Source organism: Marinobacter sp. es.042 (genome assembly GCF_900188315.1).
In the GTDB taxonomy this organism is placed as follows: Bacteria; Pseudomonadota; Gammaproteobacteria; order Pseudomonadales; family Oleiphilaceae; genus Marinobacter.
This window is the reverse complement of the sequence record NZ_LT897781.1, coordinates 2,147,103-2,165,441: the sequence shown is the minus strand read 5'-3', so window position 1 is coordinate 2,165,441 and position 18,339 is coordinate 2,147,103. Positions and strand designations below refer to the sequence as shown.

At 58.1% G+C, this 18,339-nt stretch carries 15 protein-coding genes; 9 read left to right on the top strand and 6 right to left on the bottom strand.

Translation table 11 applies throughout. The features are described from left to right. Positions 1-45 precede the first annotated feature (45 nt). Complete coding sequence (locus tag CFB02_RS10155) at positions 46-390, top strand: hypothetical protein (RefSeq protein ID WP_008176163.1); 345 nt, start codon at positions 46-48, stop codon at positions 388-390. A gap of 32 nt (positions 391-422) precedes the next feature. Here the strand turns inward: CFB02_RS10155 and CFB02_RS10150 are convergent, their stop codons facing one another. Continuing rightward, on the bottom strand, positions 423-656 hold the full coding sequence (locus tag CFB02_RS10150; protein WP_008176161.1) for a hypothetical protein: 234 nt from the start codon (positions 654-656) through the stop codon (positions 423-425). A 104-nt stretch (positions 657-760) separates the two neighbouring features. On the opposite strand from CFB02_RS10150, the gene ppc reads away from it, so the two are divergent. The 6 genes from ppc to CFB02_RS10120 all read left to right on the top strand — a co-directional run bounded on the left by ppc (position 761) and on the right by CFB02_RS10120 (position 7,772). Next, positions 761-3,406: a phosphoenolpyruvate carboxylase gene (gene ppc, locus CFB02_RS10145; protein ID WP_088557918.1), complete on the top strand. Its 2,646-nt coding sequence runs from the start codon at positions 761-763 to the stop codon at positions 3,404-3,406. 78 nt (positions 3,407-3,484) lie between these two features. Continuing rightward, positions 3,485-4,855 carry an HDOD domain-containing protein gene (locus CFB02_RS10140; RefSeq protein WP_088557917.1) on the top strand — a complete coding sequence of 457 codons (1,371 nt, stop codon included), beginning with the start codon at positions 3,485-3,487 and terminating at the stop codon, positions 4,853-4,855. A 201-nt stretch (positions 4,856-5,056) separates the two neighbouring features. Continuing rightward, positions 5,057-5,710, top strand: coding sequence for an adenylate kinase (gene adk, locus CFB02_RS10135; RefSeq protein WP_088557916.1), 654 nt, complete (start codon positions 5,057-5,059; stop codon positions 5,708-5,710). 31 nt (positions 5,711-5,741) lie between these two features. Continuing rightward, positions 5,742-6,437, top strand: coding sequence for a tRNA (adenosine(37)-N6)-threonylcarbamoyltransferase complex dimerization subunit type 1 TsaB (gene tsaB, locus CFB02_RS10130; protein ID WP_088557915.1), 696 nt, complete (start codon positions 5,742-5,744; stop codon positions 6,435-6,437). Positions 6,438-6,570: 133 nt separating this feature from the next. Beyond that, positions 6,571-6,933: a UDP pyrophosphate phosphatase gene (locus CFB02_RS10125; protein WP_088557914.1), complete on the top strand. Its 363-nt coding sequence runs from the start codon at positions 6,571-6,573 to the stop codon at positions 6,931-6,933. After that, on the top strand, positions 6,933-7,772 hold the full coding sequence (locus tag CFB02_RS10120; RefSeq protein ID WP_088557913.1) for a class I SAM-dependent methyltransferase: 840 nt from the start codon (positions 6,933-6,935) through the stop codon (positions 7,770-7,772). The genes CFB02_RS10125 and CFB02_RS10120 overlap by 1 nt, the downstream gene beginning before the upstream one ends. A gap of 6 nt (positions 7,773-7,778) precedes the next feature. Here the strand turns inward: CFB02_RS10120 and plsB are convergent, their stop codons facing one another. Then, entirely contained in the window at positions 7,779-10,247 is a 2,469-nt protein-coding gene (plsB, locus tag CFB02_RS10115) for a glycerol-3-phosphate 1-O-acyltransferase PlsB (RefSeq protein ID WP_088557912.1), read from the bottom strand. Positions 10,248-10,400: 153 nt separating this feature from the next. Between plsB and nudC the strand changes: the two genes are divergently transcribed. Together nudC and murI are read left to right on the top strand one after the other, a co-directional pair. Then, complete coding sequence (gene nudC, locus CFB02_RS10110; protein ID WP_172835821.1) at positions 10,401-11,216, top strand: NAD(+) diphosphatase; 816 nt, start codon at positions 10,401-10,403, stop codon at positions 11,214-11,216. After that, positions 11,213-12,076, top strand: a complete 864-nt coding sequence (gene murI, locus CFB02_RS10105; protein ID WP_088557910.1) for a glutamate racemase — start codon at positions 11,213-11,215, stop codon at positions 12,074-12,076. The genes nudC and murI overlap by 4 nt, the downstream gene beginning before the upstream one ends. On the opposite strand, the gene CFB02_RS10100 is transcribed toward murI, so the two are convergent. From CFB02_RS10100 to CFB02_RS10085, 4 genes are all read right to left on the bottom strand, one after another. Further along, on the bottom strand, positions 12,054-13,061 hold the full coding sequence (locus CFB02_RS10100; RefSeq protein WP_088557909.1) for a DUF2156 domain-containing protein: 1,008 nt from the start codon (positions 13,059-13,061) through the stop codon (positions 12,054-12,056). The two genes, murI and CFB02_RS10100, sit on opposite strands and share 23 nt — an antisense overlap. Positions 13,062-13,109: 48 nt before the next feature. Continuing rightward, complete coding sequence (locus tag CFB02_RS10095) at positions 13,110-13,763, bottom strand: class I SAM-dependent methyltransferase (protein WP_088557908.1); 654 nt, start codon at positions 13,761-13,763, stop codon at positions 13,110-13,112. 233 nt (positions 13,764-13,996) lie between these two features. After that, entirely contained in the window at positions 13,997-16,171 is a 2,175-nt protein-coding gene (locus tag CFB02_RS10090) for a putative bifunctional diguanylate cyclase/phosphodiesterase (protein WP_088557907.1), read from the bottom strand. A gap of 24 nt (positions 16,172-16,195) precedes the next feature. Beyond that, entirely contained in the window at positions 16,196-18,181 is a 1,986-nt protein-coding gene (locus CFB02_RS10085) for an HDOD domain-containing protein (RefSeq protein WP_088557906.1), read from the bottom strand. Between the last annotated feature and the right edge of the window lie 158 nt (positions 18,182-18,339).

Here is an 18,339-nt window from a genome sequence, read left to right as displayed (position 1 = left end):
TTCGTGCGCCGTGCGCCATCAATAAGATGCAGGAGTGAAGGCACCATGAAAATCAAAGATCTGGTCAATTACTGGGACAAGCATGCACGTGGTCGGCTTACCCGAGACGCCTACTTCATGGCGTTGTCTGACCAGCATCACAAGCGTCTCGAGAAACTCGCAGCGCTCTACCCGATGAAGTCGCCTCAGGATCTGATGCGGGATCTGATTTCTGCAGCTCTGGACGAAATGGAGACCAGCTTTCCGTATGTTCAGGGCACTAAAGTGGTGGCGTACGACGAGGATGGCTTCGAGATCTACGAAGATCAGGGCCTGACTCCCAAGTTTGTCAGCCTGAGCCAGAAGCACATCCAGCGCCTCAAGGCTCGTCAACTGGAATCAGTCGCCTGACGACACGGGCAGCGAAAGCTGCCCGCAGCTATTTACTTGTCTTTCCCTTCCAGCTTGTCCTTCAGTGGGCTCTGGCGTACCAGATCGTCCAGAGCTGCACCAATCATGTCGTTCAGAATATCGCTTTCACTGCGGTCCGGGTAAAGTTCCGCCAGTGCGGCCACGCGTGCGGCATCTTCCAGCGGCAGGCGCAGATTATAATCGTGGGTGCGCTCCACGGGCTCTTTTTGCTGTTCCCAGTGTTTGGGCAAATCAGTGACCTTCATGATAACTCCTTGCAGCTACAGGCTTGAATCGCCAATAGACTTTCTCGACTGTTCCTTAGTATCGTAAGTTTACTTCGCCTCCGTCAATTCAAAAGGACGTCAATGTGACTGAGCTACATCCCGAACTCCGAGAAAACGTACGAATGCTGGGTGAACTTCTGGGCCAGAGCATACGGCGGTATCCCGGACAGGAATGCTACGAGCTGATTGAGGAAATTCGGGCGGCAGCCAAGTCCGACCGTCGCCAGGAAAGCGGGTCCGGCCAGCGACTGGTCAATCTGCTGCGCAAGTTGAGCGATGATGAGCTGCTTCCGGTGACCCGTGCTTTCAACCAGTTCCTGAACCTGGCCAACCTTGCCGAGCAGTACCATGGTATTCGTCGCAAAAGAGGGCACCAGTCTGATCTGATGGTCGAATCCCTGGGGGAGGTGTTTGAGCGGCTCAAGCAAGGTGATGTCACGCCGGAGGAACTGCATCAGAGGGTGGCGGATCTGCGAATCGAGTTTGTGCTGACGGCCCACCCCACCGAGGTGGCGCGTCGCACCCTTATTATGAAATACGACGAGATGTCGGACTGCCTGGCGCGTCTGGACCATGACGACCTCATGCCTGCTGAACGGGAGGAAATCGTCAATCGCCTGTCTCAACTGGTTACCGAAGCCTGGCACACCGACGAGATTCGTCAGGAGCGACCAACCGCAGTGGATGAGGCCAAATGGGGCTTTGCGGTTATCGAGAACAGCCTGTGGCAGGCCCTGCCACAGTTTCTGAGGAGCCTCGATACGTCGCTTGAAGACGCGACCGGAAAGGGCCTTCCCCTGCAGGCATCCCCCATCCGGATTGCCTCCTGGATGGGCGGTGATCGTGATGGCAATCCGAATGTCACCCACAAGGTGACCCGCCGGGTCTTCCTGCTTGGCCGCTGGATGGCAGCAGATCTCTATCTTCGTGATATTCAGGCGCTGCGGGCCGAACTGTCCATGTGGCAGGCCAGCGACGAGCTCAAAGCCGTTGTTGGTGACTCCCGGGAACCCTACCGCCATGTGCTCGCCGAACTCCGTGAGCGGCTGATCAGAACCCGGGACTGGGCAGAGGCGAGCGTAAACGGCGAGACCGCGGATGCCAGCGATATTCTCTTTGAAAACGAGGATTTCACCGGTCCCCTGGAGCTCTGTTACCGGTCGCTGGTTGAGTGCGGACTCGAGGACATCGCCAATGGTCCGCTGCTGGATACCATCCGTCGGGCGCATACCTTTGGCCTGCCTTTGATTCGCCTGGACATCCGCCAGGAGGCCAGCCGCCACGCGGAGGCGGTAGCCGAAATGGTCGATTATCTTGGCCTGGGGGATTATCTGTCCTGGTCAGAGCAGGAGCGCCAGGCATTCCTGGTGAAGGAACTTCAGGGCCGGCGTCCACTGGTCCCCCGAAATTGGGAGCCCTCGGAATCGGTCGGCGAGGTGCTGGCAACCTGTGAAGTGGTGGCGCAGCAAACGCCGGAAGCCCTCGGGTCCTATGTTATCTCCATGGCCAGCAAGCCCTCTGATGTACTGAGCGTGATTTTGCTACTCAGGGAATCCGGAATGAAGTTTCCGATGCGGGTTGTGCCCCTGTTTGAGACCCTGGATGACCTGCGTGGTGCGCCAGACAGCATGTCTGCGCTGTACGAGGTTGAGTGGTATCGGGAGTATTGCCAGGGCCGGCAGGAAGTGATGATCGGCTACTCGGATTCTTCCAAGGATGCCGGCCAGTTGATGGCGGCCTGGGCCCAGTACCAGGCCCAGGAGAAACTAACCCACGTTGCCCGCCAGTATGGCGTGCATCTGACCCTGTTCCACGGCCGGGGCGGTACCGTTGGCCGTGGCGGCGGACCAGCCAACCGGGCGATACTGTCCCAGCCGCCGGGCTCGGTAAACGGCAGTTTCCGGATTACCGAGCAGGGCGAAATGATCCGCTTCAAGTTCGGTTTGCCGAGGCTGGCGGTTCAGAGCCTGACGCTCTACACCACGGCGGTTATCGAAGCTACCCTGGCCCCGCCACCCCAGCCCGAGGACAGCTGGCGGGAAACCATGGACTGGCTTACCGAGCGGTCCTTGAAAGCCTACCGCGACGTGGTCCGGGAGAATCCGGATTTCGTGCCCTATTTCCGCCAGGTCACACCGGAGCAGGCCCTGGGGAAACTGGCGCTCGGAAGTCGCCCGGCCCGGAGAAAGGCCACTGGCGGCGTGGAAAGCCTTCGGGCCATTCCGTGGATCTTCGCCTGGACCCAGATGCGGCTGATGCTGCCCAGTTGGCTAGGCAGTGACGTGGCGCTTGAGGAGGCGGCCCGGGACCACCGGCTCCCGGTATTGCGAGAGATGATGCAGGGCTGGCCGTTCTTCCGCACCTATGTGGATATGCTGGAAATGGTGCTGGCCAAGGCAGACCTGCGCATCGCCAGCTATTATGAGCAGACGCTGCTGGACGATGATCGGTTGAAAGCCCTTGGGGAGAGTCTTCGCGTGCGCCTCCAGGGTTGTATCGAGAGGCTTCTGGAACTCAAGGAACAAACGGATCTGCTGGAGGGAGAGCCAGTCTTTGCGCATTCGATGAGGGTGCGTAACCCATACACGGATCCACTGCATTACCTTCAGGCCGAATTGCTACGGCGGGACCGGGAAAGTGAAGGCAAGGGCGAGGTGCCGGAACTGGTGGAAAGAGCACTTAAAGTCACCATGGCAGGTATCGCTGCGGGTATGCGAAATACTGGCTGACCTTGCAGCAGAATAGAAAAAAGTGCCGGGACAAGGCCGGGTAGTCTGGCCACCGACCAAGAACAAAGGGAGTAAGCTGTGGCTCTGGCTGCACGATTGGAACGTTTTCTCGCCCGCAAGGGCATCACTTATCGGGAGTTGCCGATAGATCAGGTCACCAGCCTGGATGCGGCAGTGATTGCCTCGGGGATGCCTCAGGACAGCTTTGTGCAGGCCACTCTGCTGATCGACATTACCGGTGTCGTGATGGCCGTGCACAAGTTCGACAGTTCCCTGGACCCGGATGCCGTTCACCAGTTGACCGGTCGCCGTCTTCAGCCGCTGACCGCACGGCAGACCATGCGCCTGTTCAGTGACTGTGATCCCGGCTTCACCCCGCCCATCGGGCAGGCTTACGAGCTGCCCGTTATCGTGGACGAGGATGTGATGCTGGCGGATAAGGTCGTGTTTTCCGGTGGCACTGATCATTCCCTGCTAGAGATGGATGGCCGATCCTTCCGTCTGGCCCTGGCCGGTGCCAGGGCGGGCCACCTGGTTATCCGGGGGCCGGGTAACGGCAACCGCGAGGCGCTGACGCTCGAGGAAGTGGCCGACAAGCTACAGAAACTTTACCGTCTGCCCCCCATGCCGGCCCTGGCGCTGCGTATTTTGCGGCTGACTGCCAACACCGATGCGACGGCTCGTGAGCTGGCAGAGCTGATTGAGTTTGATCCCAGTCTCACGGCCCAGATCATGCGTTACGCCCGTTCTGCACTGTTCAATTATCCCGGCCAGGTCAATTCGGTGCAGGAGGCGGTCACCCGTGTGCTGGGCTTCGATCGTGTGGCCCACATCGCCCTGGGCATTGCCTCCGTTCGTGCCTTTGAAGTACCCCGTCACGGCATTCTGGGCATGGACAATTTCTGGCGCCACTCCCTGTACTGCGCGTTCCTTTGCCAGATCATTGCGCCGCGATGTGGCGCCGAAAAGGGGCTGGGCTATCTCTGCGGACTGTTGCACAACTTCGGCCTGTTGCTGGTCGGGCATCTGTTCCCGGCCGAATTTGATGAGCTCAATGAGCTTCGCGAAGCGAATCCTGAGGCCAGCATGCACTCGCTTGAGCAGCAGGTGTTCGGGCAGGGCAATGGCCAGGAAATCCTGTCGGTGGGCCATGGCGCTATCGGCGGTATCCTCCACCGTTTATGGCAACTGCCTGATCCTGTGGTCAAGGCGGCCGGCGTGCATCAACAATCGGGTTATCATGGCGAGCACGAGAACTATGTTTTGATGGTACAGCTGGCCAACGCCCTGTTGAAGGACCGCGGTATTGGCGATGAATTCAATCCCGACGACGTGCCCGCTTTGCTGGAAGGCCTGGGACTGACGCCCAATGTTGTGGAAGAACTGAATGCTGAACTGGATCGTGTGGCTCCGGATCTGGACGCACTGGCCAGCTCCCTGTCATCCTGACACCCTGTCGTTATTCGCTGGGAAATACGGACTTCCGGTGCATGATACGGAGGTCGACTTTCTCTGACGTGGCTGACTTCGTATAATGCGCCTTCGCCGATTTCGGCTGACACCTGTTCCGTGCAGGAGAGGCTGTCGCAAAGGCACGGGTTTTTGCCACAGCTTTTCAAATGATAATGACTAAAACGGGAGCACAGCGTTATGCGAATCATCATGTTAGGCGCGCCGGGCGCAGGCAAGGGAACTCAGGCCCAGTTCATTACTGAACGGTTTGATATTCCCCAGATCTCCACCGGTGACATGCTGCGTGCGGCGGTGAAAGCCGAGTCCGAGCTGGGCAAGCAGGTAAAGGAAGTCATGGCAACAGGTGGCCTGGTGTCTGACGACATCATCATTGCGCTGATCGAAGAGCGTATTAAACAGCCAGATTGCAAGAACGGTTTCCTGCTCGACGGTTTCCCGCGGACCATCCCCCAGGCTGAGGCTCTGAAAGACCAGGGAATTGCCATCGACTATGTGGTCGAAATTGCCGTGGATGACGAAGAAATCGTCAGCCGTCTGTCCGGTCGCCGGGTGCATGAGGGAAGCGGTCGTATCTACCACGTGAAATACGATCCGCCCAAGGTCGAGGGCAAGGATGACCAGACCGGAGAGCCGCTGGTTCAACGTGAGGACGACAAGGAAGAGACGGTTCGCAAGCGTCTGAAAATCTACCACGACCAGACTGCACCGCTGGTTGGCTACTACCAGGACTGGGCGTCGAAAGAGCCGGCTGCGGCACCGAAATACGTCCGTGTCGAGGGCGTTGGCAGTCTGGGCAGCATTCGCGACCAGATCCTGTCTGAACTCAAATAAATTGGCATCCTGACCTGAGGTTTTCACACTGGTGAAACTGTTGGCACTGGATACGTCATCAGAGGGCTGCTCGGCAGCCCTTCTTGTTGATGGCGAAATCTCCGAACGCTTTGAGCTTGCCCCCAGAGGCCATACCCGGCTATTGATGCCGATGGTGCGGGAGCTTCTGGCGGAGAAGAATCTTGCTCCGGCAGAGCTTGATGCTCTGGCCTTTGCCTGCGGGCCGGGCTCTTTTACCGGTGTCAGGATCGCGACCGGTGTTGTTCAGGGTCTTGCCTGGGGGCTGGACATTCCGGTGGTGCCGGTGTCTTCACTGCAGGCCGTGGCGCTGGGTGCCATGGATGCTCTGGAGCCTCACGAGGAAACCGGTATTGCGGTAGCTTTTGATGCCCGCATGGGCGAGGTATATTGGGGCTGCTTCGCTGCCCGGGCAGGACTGCCTGAGGCGTTGGCTTCGGAACAGGTCTGTCCACCCGACGCAGTCACACTGCCAGCGGGCCCCGAGCGCTGGTGCGGAGCAGGGCCGGGCTGGCAATACCGCTCCGCCATGCCAGCGCAGGTGTCAGAGCGCGTTGATCCCGTCAATGAGACCCTGGTGCTGCGAGCAGCCTGGGTTGCGCGCCTGGCGGTGATCGCATTCGGGCAGGGCAAGGCGGTGCCGGCGGAGCAGGCTCAACCTGTCTACATCAGGGATGAAGTGGCCTGGAAAAAACTGCCTGGTCGATAGTGACTCCGGCCGCCTGGTTTGATCCGGGCAAACCGCTTTGGGTAAAAACTGACCAACTGTCTTTTCTTCCGTGCGATAATCTTCCATACTTCAATTTCACGATTTCCTGTCATCCGGCCAGCGGTATCTGAACATGATTGGCGGAATTAACCCGGGCAACAATTTCAATTTCCAGACCGGCAACAACAGCCCGGTCAGGGAGCGCAGCGATGTGGCGCGTGCGCCGGCATCAACGCCTGAAAAAACACCTGACGCGGCCCGTCGTGACCTTGCCGATGGCCCTCAGGGTGTTGTCAGCGACCGCAATGCGACCGAAAGCCTCGAGCGGCGTGTAGAAGCCCGTCGTGCCGCTGAAGACGCCCTTCTGGAGCGGTTCCGTGCAGACGAAGTGTCCCTGCCGGCCGCGAGGGCGCTGTCGACCTTTGCCTCTGTCGCCGCAGCCGGTCAGGAAAATGGCGGTAATGGTAGCCTGGCCGGAATCGATATTCTGGTCTGATGCCTGACTCGTCCCCGTCCGCTCCGTCCGCCTTTCCTGCCCCTTTCCAGGACATCGTCTCTGTTGCCCGCAGTGCACTGGGTGACCGATTGCAGGCCGATGCTCTTGCCGATTCGCTCGGGATCTCGAATCTTGGTGTCGTCCGCCCCAGGGACATCCGCGACTTCCCGGTTTTACTATTCCTGGATGAGCAGGGCCTTGGCCTGCAGATGACTGGCAAAGGTGCGCCGGGACCGGTGCGTGCAGAATTCGTGACCGGCAAGATGGGGTATCGGCGGGAGCACGGCGGTGGCGCGGGCCAGTTGGTGGCCAAGGCGGTCGGCTTGCAGAAAACACGGGCCGCATTGCATGTCGTTGATGCGACGGCGGGACTTGGCCAGGATGCCTTTGTGCTTGCCAGCCTTGGCTGCACGGTTACCCTGTTCGAGCGTAACCCGGTCATTCATGCGCTTTTGGCCGATGGTCTCGCACGGGCAGCCCTGAATGTGGATTGTGCCGGCATTGTCGAGCGCATGCGACTGCTGGAGGGCAGCAGTGTTGAATGGCTGTCCCGACCAGGCACCGAGGCGGCGGATGTTGTCTACCTGGACCCGATGTTTCCGCATCGGGACAAGTCGGCCCTGGTAAAAAAGGAAATGCAGGTTTTCCGCACTATCGTAGGAGACGACGAGGATTCCGCACAATTGCTCGCGGCCGCTCTGGAGCGCGCCCGTTACCGGGTGGTGGTCAAGCGACCTCGTAAGGCATCGGCCATTGAGGGAGCAGAGCCAACCACCCGCATTGAGGGCAAGAGCAGCCGCTACGATGTGTACGCCATCCGGGCGCTGCCACCGCAGTAAATGCCATCAGGCACCCAGCATGGTGACCTGCTGGATTGCCTGTCGCTTCTCGACACTCAGCACCAGGCGGGCATCGTCCGCCACCTCATCCAGCCCCTCCCCATAGCAGAGCAGGCCATTGTCATCGGTGGTGATAACGCCATTGTTCTGCATATTGGCAATGAAGTTGCGGAACAGGCTCTTGTCGAAAAACTCCGGCGCATTCAGGCCGAACAGGATCGACATCCGCTCGGCCAGCAGCGCGCTCTGTTCTTCCAGTTCGGCGGCGCTGATCTTGCCCGAGCCGTATTTGCGGAGAATGCCCAGAGCGATGTGGTAGCGCTCAACCGTCTGGATGATGAAGCGGGACAGAACCCTGAGCCTCAGCATGGCTTCGGTACCTTCCTCGGGTCGACCGATCCGGTCATCGTCCAGGGGCTTCAGCAAGTCATGTTCGATGAGAACGTCAATCCACTGATTGATAACCTTCCTGGCTTCATCGGGCTGGTATTTCAGGAACAGCTCCGATTGCAGGTAGGGGTAGGCCACGCTGGCAAGGAATACGATCTTGTCCCGGCCCAGCGAATCCTTGTTCTCGAACAGGCTGGCGATCAGTGAGGGCAGCGCAAAGAGGTGCTGGATGTTGTTCCGGTAATAGGTCATCAGGATTGCGTTGCTGCCTTCGAGGGCAATAATGTCGCCAAGCTTCTGCGGCTGGCGAGTCACCAGGCCCATGCCTTCACAGTAGGCGATCCAGTCCTTGCCGGACCCCTCGGGCAGGGTTACCGTTTCCGCATATGGGAAAGCCTTTAGCAGGGCGGCGTATTGATCCATCAAGCGGATCAACTGGCCCTCGTCCATGGCCAGTCGCTCGGTGCCAAGAAGAACCGTGGCGGCCATGCCGATCGGGTTTACGGCAACCGACGCGTTGATGTTCGACGCTACCCGGAAGGACAGCTCTGAAACCGCGCTGTTAAGCCACTTCGGACGATACTCGGCGTCGTAGGCCACGTCGCGCCAACTACCGTGAACATCGTCCAGAACCTCAGACAAATGAATGGCTTCGCCAAAGTTGACTGAAACGCGACCAAATGAGTTGCTGAGTTTGCGAACGGTCTTGGCAAGACCGAATACGCTTTCTTTTTCCTTTTTCTTGCCACGAAGTTCACCCAGATAGGAGCGGCCTTCCATCACCTTTTCATAGCCGATGTACACGGGCACGAATACGATGGGTTTGCGATGGTCCCGAAGGAAACTGCGTACGGTCATTGCCAGCATGCCGGGGCGGGGCTGCAGCATGCGGCCTGTGCGGCTTCGGCCGCCTTCGATGAAATACTCGACGGAATAGCCCCGGGAGAACATCACGTGCATGTATTCATTGAACACGGTGGCGTACAGCGGGTTGTCCTTGAAACTGCGGCGCATAAAGAACGCCCCGCCACGGCGCAGGATCGGGCCGACAATGGGCATGTTGAGGTTGATCCCTGCGGCGATGTGCGGAGGCATCAGGCCATTCTTGTAAAGCACGTAGGACAGCAGCAGGTAGTCGATGTGTGAACGGTGGCAGGGCACGTAAACCACGGCATTGTCTTGCGCCACTTCCTTCACCACCCGGATATTGTTAATGGCAATGCCGTTGTAGATCCGGTTCCAGAGCCACGACAACAGTACCTCCATGAATCGAATCGTGACAACGGACATGCTTGCTGCAATCTCATCCGCATATTTGTAGGCCTTGGCGCGGACTTTTTCAGGTGGTATGTCGTCTCTGGCAGCCGTCTCCCGGATGGCTTCCTTGACCGCTTGGGTGCGCACCAGGCCTGCCACCAGGGTGCGGCGATGGGATAGATCTGGCCCCAGTACGGCCTGGCGAACCCGGCGGAAATGGGTTCTCAGTATCCTCGCCAGCTTGCGGTTGGCCCGCTCCTCGCTGTGCCGGTATTCGTCGATCACCTGCTTCAGGGAGAGCGGCTGGTTGAACTGAACGTAGGTGTTGCGGCCATGAACCATGATGATCAGGAACTTCTGAAGCCGGCCGGCGATGGACCAGGTGTCAGACAGCAGCAGTTTTACCAGGGACTTTTCCTTGTCCGGGGAGCGGCCCCAGAACAGGGACACAGGAACAATTTGGACGTCCTGGTCCGGATGTTCGAGACCGTATCGAACCAGGGCCTGAAACTCGTTCGTGGGTGCTGGCGCCTGGCGACCCCTGAAAAAGCCACCGATGCGGCGATAGAGAAAAAAGAAGGAGTGCGAAGGGCCGTTTTTCACCGGCAGGGCTTCGGTGGCGCCCGGAAGTCCTGCCCGGATAACTTCTTGCTCAAGAACCAGACGGCTCGAGAGGGAGCTGTACTGCAGCACGTAGCAAACCGGTTTGTCGGGATCCAGGGCGAGGGCTTCAACGCTGTTGCCGCTGACATCAGTCCGGACCCAGATAAACAGTATCTTGCGGAAAAGGGTCAGGATCAGGCTGCGAATGCCCTGGTAAAGACGCATAAATTGCAACTCCGTTGACGAAACAGGTGCCAAGTTTACTTGGTTGAGTACAGGGCGGAAAGGTGGACCTTCCATTCTTGGCCGGTGCGGCAATGTGGTACATTTCCGATTGATCTTCCAATAACCCAGTTGATGCATCGAATGGTGATCGCAATGACTCAGTGGATACCGGGCTGGACGACCCGCCGGCCGGAAAACGGCGATCTGATCCTCGCGCTGTCGGGATCGGGTGTGGTCAAGCCCGATAACGGCTGGCTGCACAGTGGCGACAGCAGCCTTTTCCGGGGCGAATTGCCCGATTCCGTATCTCTGGGCAGTTACAATGGGCGCGGTGTATTCGTGACCGAACTGCCGGACACCGGCGTCGGTAATCAGGAAGTTGTACCGCTGCGGGATGCAATTTTGATGGTTGGCGATGCACCGGCGGACATGCTCAGTACCGGCTTTCAGGTCTGGCAGTGGTGGCGCGACCACCGATTCTGCGGCCGTTGCGGCGAGGAAACCGGTTTCCATCCGCGGGAGCGGGCCAAGTGGTGCGAACCCTGTGGCATTCCCTGGTATCCGAGGCTGGCGCCTTGCGTGATTGTCGTCATACGCCGGGATGATCGGCTTCTGCTCGCGAAGTCCTCTCGGGTCAAACGGCACTTCTACAGCCTCATCGCCGGGTTTGTTGAACCGGGCGAGAGTCTGGAAGGCGCTGTGCACCGTGAAGTGAAAGAGGAGACCGGGCTGGACGTCACCAACATCCGCTACCACGCCTCGCAACCCTGGCCATTCCCCCATCAGCTTATGGTCGGCTTCTTCGCCGATTACGCCGGAGGCGAGCTGGTTCTCCAGGAAGACGAGCTTGCCGATGCCGACTGGTTCCTGCCGGGCGATACGCCACCGGTACCACCGGAAACCACCATTTCTGGCCGATTGATCCGGGCCATGGAAAACGAGATTTCCCGGGGAGGCATTCCGGTTTGAGCAGGCAGTCGCCTCCAAGGGTTCTGGTGTTTGACTCCGGTGTCGGTGGTCTGAGCGTTGCGGCCTGCATTCACCGGCAACTGCCGGGCCTGGAGATCGTCTATCTGGCAGACAACGCAGGCTTTCCCTATGGCGACAAATCCGAGGCGGTTGTGATCGACCGGTGTTGCGGTCTGATCACCAGAGCGCTAGAGCTCTACCCGTCAGACGCCATCGTGGTGGCCTGCAATACCGCCAGTACAGTGGTTCTGCCGCATTTACGTGCGATGACGGCGGTGCCGGTTGTGGGGGTGGTGCCGGCCATCAAACCGGCGGCAGCAAAGTCCGTGAATCGGCGAATGGGGCTGCTGGCGACACCGGCCACGGTTCGCAGGCCTTATCTCGACAGGCTGGTCGAAGAATTCGCTGGCGATTGCAGGATTGAGCGTATTGGCCATCCGGGGCTAGTGCGCTGGGCAGAGGACCTGGTTTCCGGAATCGAGGTTCCACTTGCCGAGCTGAGCGAAGCCATGAGGCCTTTCAAAGAGGCCGGTGTGGACACCGTGGTGCTTGGTTGCACTCACTATCCACTGTTACTGGAGAGTCTGAGGGCGAGTCTGCCGACGGTTCGTTTCTGGGTGGACTCGGGTGAGGCCATTGCCCGACGGGTAGCCTGGCTGCTGGAACAGACTGGTAGGCTTGATGTTGCTCAAGGCTCAGTTGCCGGCGCAGGGAAACAACCTGTGAGCGCTGCGCTGTTTTCAGGGCCGGCACCGAAGGGCATCGCGTCCTTCATGGCGGGCCTGGGGCTGGAGGCCAAACGGGTGAGCGAACACTGGCCGGGAGAGCCCCTGGGGGCTACAGCAACCGGGTCAGCTTGAACATGGCCAGAAACTCTAGCGCCGGAATCGACCGTTTGTGACAGCAGTACGTCTTGAATTTCTCCCCCCGAAAGCGTGATTTCGTGAATTCCAGGCCTTTGAAGTTGTAAAGGAAGTTGCCTTTCTCATAGAGACCGTGCAGCAGGCCTTTCAGCAGTCGGCTCTCCTGATGCTCTGTTGCCGGATCCAGTGACAGGGGAATCAGCCCGAGATCCAGGTAGGGCACGCCTTCCGCCTTGAAAACGTCCATCGCATGGGCCATCAGGGTATAGAAAATCCCCTGGCGGAAATCGGCGTTGGCCCGGGAAATGTTGGGCACGTAGCTGATGATCTCGTTGTTGCGATAAATCGGGTCGAAATAGATAAACCCAACGGCCTTTCCGTCCTGATAGGCGTAGAAATGCCGTTCGTTTTCGCGATAGTCCATTTCCATGGGACGGATCAGAAAGCGGATTTCATTGCTTTTGCATTTGCGGGTTCGAATCCAGGCCTCGGATATTTCACGGGTGTGATCGTCACTGAAACGCTCTTTCACCGTAATCCCGTTCTTTTCTGCCTGGTTCAAAGCGGTTCGCAGGATCTGTTTTTTCTTTCCGCTGAGGGACCAGCGGCCCAGATCGATACGGGATTCGCTGCCAAACTGGGTGCCGTAGAGACCAAATCGCAGGTGCAGGAAATCGACGACGGGCTTGGAGACCTGGATGTAACTGGCGTTTGGAAAGCGCTGGTGGAAGTTCTCCAACAGGTTGCCAAAGTCTTCCGGCGCACAGACGGGATCCGAGAGCACGAAGGTGGCGCCCCATTTGCGCATGTAGGCGATATACCCCATGCCCGGTACATCAAAATATTGCATGCCCGGTTGGAGCGTTGAAAACGACTGGGAATGGGTACCGTACTTCTTCAGGAAGCCGACCCGCTCGGTAAACGTGAATGAGCCGCTCTCAAGTGTGCCAACCCTCTCCAGTGCGAGTATCTGATCCGACATGCTGCTGCTCCCTGATTATTTTTGTTGGGTGAGTCTCTAGCGAAGTCCTCAGGCCTGCTTGCGTCCGAGAATGGACCAGTAGCAGTTCATGTTCAGAAGCTTGAAGTGCTTCTTGTCCGTGACCTGAAGGCCCAGCCGCTGCATGTGCTCGGGATAGTTGTAGATTTTGTGGAAGGCATTGTTGGCGAACAGCCAGAAAATGAAGACGGCCATGTACCAGTAAAGCTTCTTGAACATTCTGGAAAGCAGGTTGCCAGTGGGGTAGGAAAAGTCACCAACAACGACCCGGGCCTCGGCTTTGCCCAGCCGTATCAGATGTTCGAGGACCCGGACCATCATGTCTTCATCGAACACGTTCAGGAAGAAATTGGCCACGACCATGTCGTACTGCTCGAACTCATCTACTTTCATGATGTCGCTATGGATGCGCCGGATCCTGAGGTGTGGCGCCTCTTTTTCCTGAGCTTCGGCAAACTTCCGCAGCATGGTTTCGGACAAATCCACCACGGTCACGTCTGCACCCAGCTCGGCCGCCCGAATGGCGTCCCGGCCATGGCCAACTCCGGCAAACAGAATCCTGTCTCCGGGCCGGACGGTTTCCACATCCAGCATGGCGGTTTTGCAGCGGTGAATGTTCTTGCCGCTATAGAGATTGCTGAGAAAATCGTAGACGGGACCGATGTATTTGTACTTGTCGCGCATGATGACTGCTGCCTGTTCTTGTTCCTTGGATGCTGTCACCGTTTTTGTCGTTATTGGTCCGAGAATGTCGGACATTCCGGTAATCAGCGCCTATGGATTCGAGCTTAGAGAACAGGGTGGGAGAAATATGTGCAGTAATGCGCATTTCAGGATACACAAAGTAACGTACTGCAATACTTTGCAAACCCTATCGCGGTTTTATATCGGAGTGTCTGACAATCGATAATCTTACGTCAGAATGAGGCAGCTTTGGCTCTGGTGGTTCCGAGAGTTCTGGAAATATCGGCGGCGGGCCTGGCAGGACCGTAGAAGAAACCCTGGACCTGGTGGCAACCCAGGCTCCGCAGATAGTCCAGTTGCTCGTCGGTTTCCACGCCCTCTGCAACGATCTCCAGCTTGAGTCCATGGGCCATGGCGACAATGGCGTTTACGATGCACGCACCGTCGTCGCCACTGCGGATGGCTTTCACGAAAGACTGGTCGACTTTGAGGGTGTGAATGGGCAGGCGATGCAGGTAATTCAGTGACGAATAGCCTGTGCCGAAATCGTCGATCGCGATCCGGACACCCAGAGCTGCCAGTTCCCGGAGCTTCTGGGAGATCTGTTCCAGATCGTTCATGATCACGTTTTCAGTGATTTCGATTTCCAGGTTGCCGGCCGGGAAGTTGTGGGCCTTTACCTGCTGCATCAGGGTTTCTACAAACCGCGGATGCTCAACCTGTATGGGGGACAGGTTGACGGCCAACCGGAGGTGGGTGTGGCCCTCCTGGATCCAGCGGCCGACATCCTGGCAGGCCTGGTCGAGAACACGCTCACTGAGCTGGCCTATCAGTTTGGTTTCCTCCGCCAGGGGCAGGAAGTCTCTCGGGTAAAGCAGTCCCCGCTCCGGGTGCTGCCATCGAACCAGGGCCTCAAGACCCACGACCCGGTTGGTTTTGGAGCACACCTGGGGCTGATAGAACACCCGCAACTCGTCCCTTTCAAGGGCCTGACGCAGATCCCGCTCGAGGTTCAGCCTGTTGGCCGTATCGATACTCATGCTGTCGGAATAGAAGCCGTAACCGTCTTTTCCCTTGCCTTTGACGTGGTACATGGCAATGTCGGCGTTCTGGATCAGCTGGTCCATGGTCTCGCCGGCCTCGGGAAAGATTGCGATGCCGATACTGACACCTACAAAGACTTCGTGATCCCCCAGTTGAAAAGGTGCCCGCAGGGCATCAATCAACTTCTTGGCGATCTGTCTGGCGTCTTCGTGATTGTGGATGGAGGGCAGGAGCAGGGTAAATTCGTCGCCACCGAACCGGGAAAGGGTGTCGCCCTTGCGCAGGCATTTCTCTAGCCGGTGGGTGACTGCCTGCAACAGCCGATCTCCCATCGCGTGTCCGAGGGTGTCGTTGATGACCTTGAAACGGTCAAGATCCAGAAACATAACCGCCAGCTTCTGGCCACCGCGGTTGGCGTGGGTAATCGCCAGCTCAAGTCGGTCCTTGAAAAGTGCGCGGTTCGGCAATCGCGTTAAAAGGTCATGGTAGGCCTGGAAATTGATGAAGGCCTCGGCTTCCTTCCTCTCGGTAACGTCACGGGCCGTCCCATAATAGGTGGCGCCGTTGCCATTGCCGCCTCCCTGCGTATTACCGGAATGCGGCCAGGTTTGCGGATCGATGGGAAAAGCGGTTATCTCGAAATGGCGGGTTGCTCGACGGCTGCCACGGGTTTTCAGGCGGACTTCCAGGGTTCGTGGGTTATCTGCGGTGATGTTTGGCCCCTTCAGGGCCAGTGTCCCGCGGGTCACGTCCCGGTCGTCAAGAATGTGGCGGAAGTGCTGCCCGCAAAGTTCCGCCGGCTGGTAGCCCAGCAGGCTCTCAACCTTGCTGTTCACAAAGCAAAAGTGGCCGTCCTGATCAAGCATGAACACGATGTCGGGAGAGCTGTTAACGATGTAACGATGCAGCGCCTCGGATTTCTCCAGCCGCATCTGGACATGTTCGTGGGCTTCGAGAAGTGACTTTTTCCCGATAACGCTCTCAACGGTGGCCAGCAATTCCTCAGGGTCGAAGGGTTTACGGATGTAGTCCAGGGCGCCCCGTCGCAGTGCGCGGCTCACTGCACTGAATGAGCTTTCTCCGCTGACCACGATCACGCCGCAATCCGGCTGTTCGTTGGCAAGATGTGCCATCACGTCAAAACCTGTGATCTCGGGCATACGGAGATCCAGTAGAGCCAGATCGAACGTTTGCTGGTCAATCAGCTCGCACGCTTTTCGACCCCCGTGAGCTTCCGCAACGACATAACCCTGGGTGCGCAGAAGCGAAGCCAGGGTATTCAGCAGGCGGGGTTCGTCATCCGCTACCAGTATCCGTGCCGCTAACCCGTGACTGAAAGGCTGATCAGTATGTTCAGGTGCCATCGGTCTGTGTCCGTTGTCTCTGCGTCAGTCGGTCTCATTCTTTTTGTGGCTGGCCGCTGGTAGCAGAATCCTGAAGGTGGTTCCTTCCTGCCCCGTGCGACAAGCAATGATGCCCTCCATGTCATCAACGAGCTGTTTCACAATGCTCAGGCCCAAACCGCTGTGGCCCTCTCCCTTTGTGGTTTTCACCGGTGAAAACAGGGCGTCTCTGACCTCACCGGGTATTCCTCTGCCTGTGTCCGAGATTTCCAACTCAACCCAGGTTCGGTGGTTCTGCCACACTGGCGAAGACGTCCGCATTTCAACCGTGCCGCCATCATCCGCCAGGCTCTCCGCCGCATTTCGAACCAGATTGATCACAATCTGGCGAATCCTTGTGGGGCCAGCTGTAACCCGCGTTGGCTCGCTGCAAAGCGATAACCGAAGGCTGCGACTATCGGAGCTGAACAAACTATCTTCAAGGATACGAGCCAGACTTTCCAGTTCGGCATTGAGCTCAACACCGTCATCGCCCTGATCCACGGTGTCAGTATGGCTCATTTGCAGTAAAAGGTTGCCGGCCCGATCCAGCTCATCCCGGATCACGTCCAGCTCCTGCTGGACACCGGCATCTTCAAGTCTGCCTCGCAGCTGGTAAATATACTGTCGGATAATGGTCAGCGGATTGCTGACTTCGTGAACCTGTTTACGCAGTCGGTCGCGGGCGATTTCCTGATCCAGTCCTTCTGTGCTGGCTTCGGCGTCGGCTCGGGCCGGCGCCCGGTCTGCCAGTACCGAAGCCAACTGAGTAGTGAAGATATCAGCCAGTTCCAGGGTTGTCGGCAGATGCTCGTTGTCTGTGCCCAGGGCGAAGACACCAGGGCAGTCCCCGCCACCGTTAACCGGTACTGCAAGTATGGATGGCGTATGGAGCAGTGACAGCAGCTGTCGGTCGAGTACTGTCGGGGATCGATCACCAAGGCTGACTGGCAGGCCGGAAATGAAGGCTTCCGTAAGGACGCTGCCGCCGGGCTTGGCGGTGACCGCAAGGTCGGGGATGTCGCCGATGGTCCCGGACAGGAGCACAAGGTTTTCGCCTGTGTGCCCGAAGCACAGAGCCGGCAGGCCCGTGATCAGCGTGAGGCTGTTGACCGTCTCGGCGAGAATGTCCTCGGTTTCTCCGGTCAGATCGGCAAGGTTGATCGCCTGGTTTGCCATGGCCTGGCGCAGAATTGTCTGTTTCAGCTGTCGCGAGGCGCTCTCGCCGCAGTAATTCTCGTCCAGCGGAATCCCTAACGATGCAGCCATCCCCGATACTTCGTGGCCGATGCGGCGATTTATCTCCCGGGTCAGTTCCTCGTTCAGCCCGAATACCGTGCCTGCCGCTGCGATGCCGGCGGCATCGGAGAGTGCCAGTCGGGTGGCCAGGCTGATCAGCTTCACCAGATGTCCGGCATCCCGTAGCTCCGAGGGCAGCGCCTGCTGGTAGCGCATGGCATCGGCGGCCATGGGTCCGAGGCCCCAGGAGGCCACGAGTTCGGCGGCGATGTCGGACTGATGATCAAGATAGTGTTGCTTCGCTTCGGTGGCTGGCGTTTTAATAGCAATCAGCTCGCCGATGTTGTGAAGCATGCCCAACATAAAGGCTTCGTCAGGCTCTGGATAACGGGTCAGCGTTGCCAGGGCTCGGGCTGTCAACGCGGTAGTCAGCGAGTGTCGCCAGAAATCTCTGAGTTGTTGCCATTCGTCGCCGCCCAGCTCAAAAAGCAGTTGGCGCAGGGCTGCGGTTAGCACCAGCGTGTGAAACCGTCGGGTGCCGAGTCTCAGGAGTGCCTGGTCGACGGAGCGGATCGGAGTAGAAGGGCCGTAAAGTGCGGAATTGGCGAGTGCAAGTATACGAGCTACCAGCGCGGTATCGGCAGAGACAATTTCGCTTATTTTTCGGTAGCTCTCGTCCTGATGACAAGCATCAAGCGCCCGCAAGGTAACTTCCGGAAGACTCGGTAGCTGTAAATCAGGCGCAATGTGCATAGGCTTACCTGCCGTGCGGCGAAACGTACCATTAATTGACTGAGCGTTCATTCTTATTTTCCGAAAAGAGCTTAGACAATAATCCGTCGTTATTAAATACTTATTGCTCTTTTTTTAAGCAATATATTATCTGATCCGTGATATGTGTAGAATTTTTA

Bases quoted from the DNA above. Each gene is read 5' to 3' on its own strand.
- CFB02_RS10155 (WP_008176163.1), top strand. From the start codon at position 46: ATGAAAATCAAAGATCTGGTCAATTACTGGGACAAGCATGCACGTGGT.
- CFB02_RS10150 (WP_008176161.1), bottom strand. From the start codon at position 656: ATGAAGGTCACTGATTTGCCCAAACACTGGGAACAGCAAAAAGAGCCC.
- adk (WP_088557916.1), top strand. From the start codon at position 5,057: ATGCGAATCATCATGTTAGGCGCGCCGGGCGCAGGCAAGGGAACTCAG.
- CFB02_RS10125 (WP_088557914.1), top strand. From the start codon at position 6,571: ATGATTGGCGGAATTAACCCGGGCAACAATTTCAATTTCCAGACCGGC.
- CFB02_RS10120 (WP_088557913.1), top strand. From the start codon at position 6,933: ATGCCTGACTCGTCCCCGTCCGCTCCGTCCGCCTTTCCTGCCCCTTTC.
- plsB (WP_088557912.1), bottom strand. From the start codon at position 10,247: ATGCGTCTTTACCAGGGCATTCGCAGCCTGATCCTGACCCTTTTCCGC.
- nudC (WP_172835821.1), top strand. From the start codon at position 10,401: ATGACTCAGTGGATACCGGGCTGGACGACCCGCCGGCCGGAAAACGGC.
- CFB02_RS10100 (WP_088557909.1), bottom strand. From the start codon at position 13,061: ATGTCGGATCAGATACTCGCACTGGAGAGGGTTGGCACACTTGAGAGC.
- CFB02_RS10095 (WP_088557908.1), bottom strand. From the start codon at position 13,763: ATGCGCGACAAGTACAAATACATCGGTCCCGTCTACGATTTTCTCAGC.
- CFB02_RS10090 (WP_088557907.1), bottom strand. From the start codon at position 16,171: ATGGCACCTGAACATACTGATCAGCCTTTCAGTCACGGGTTAGCGGCA.
- CFB02_RS10085 (WP_088557906.1), bottom strand. From the start codon at position 18,181: ATGCACATTGCGCCTGATTTACAGCTACCGAGTCTTCCGGAAGTTACC.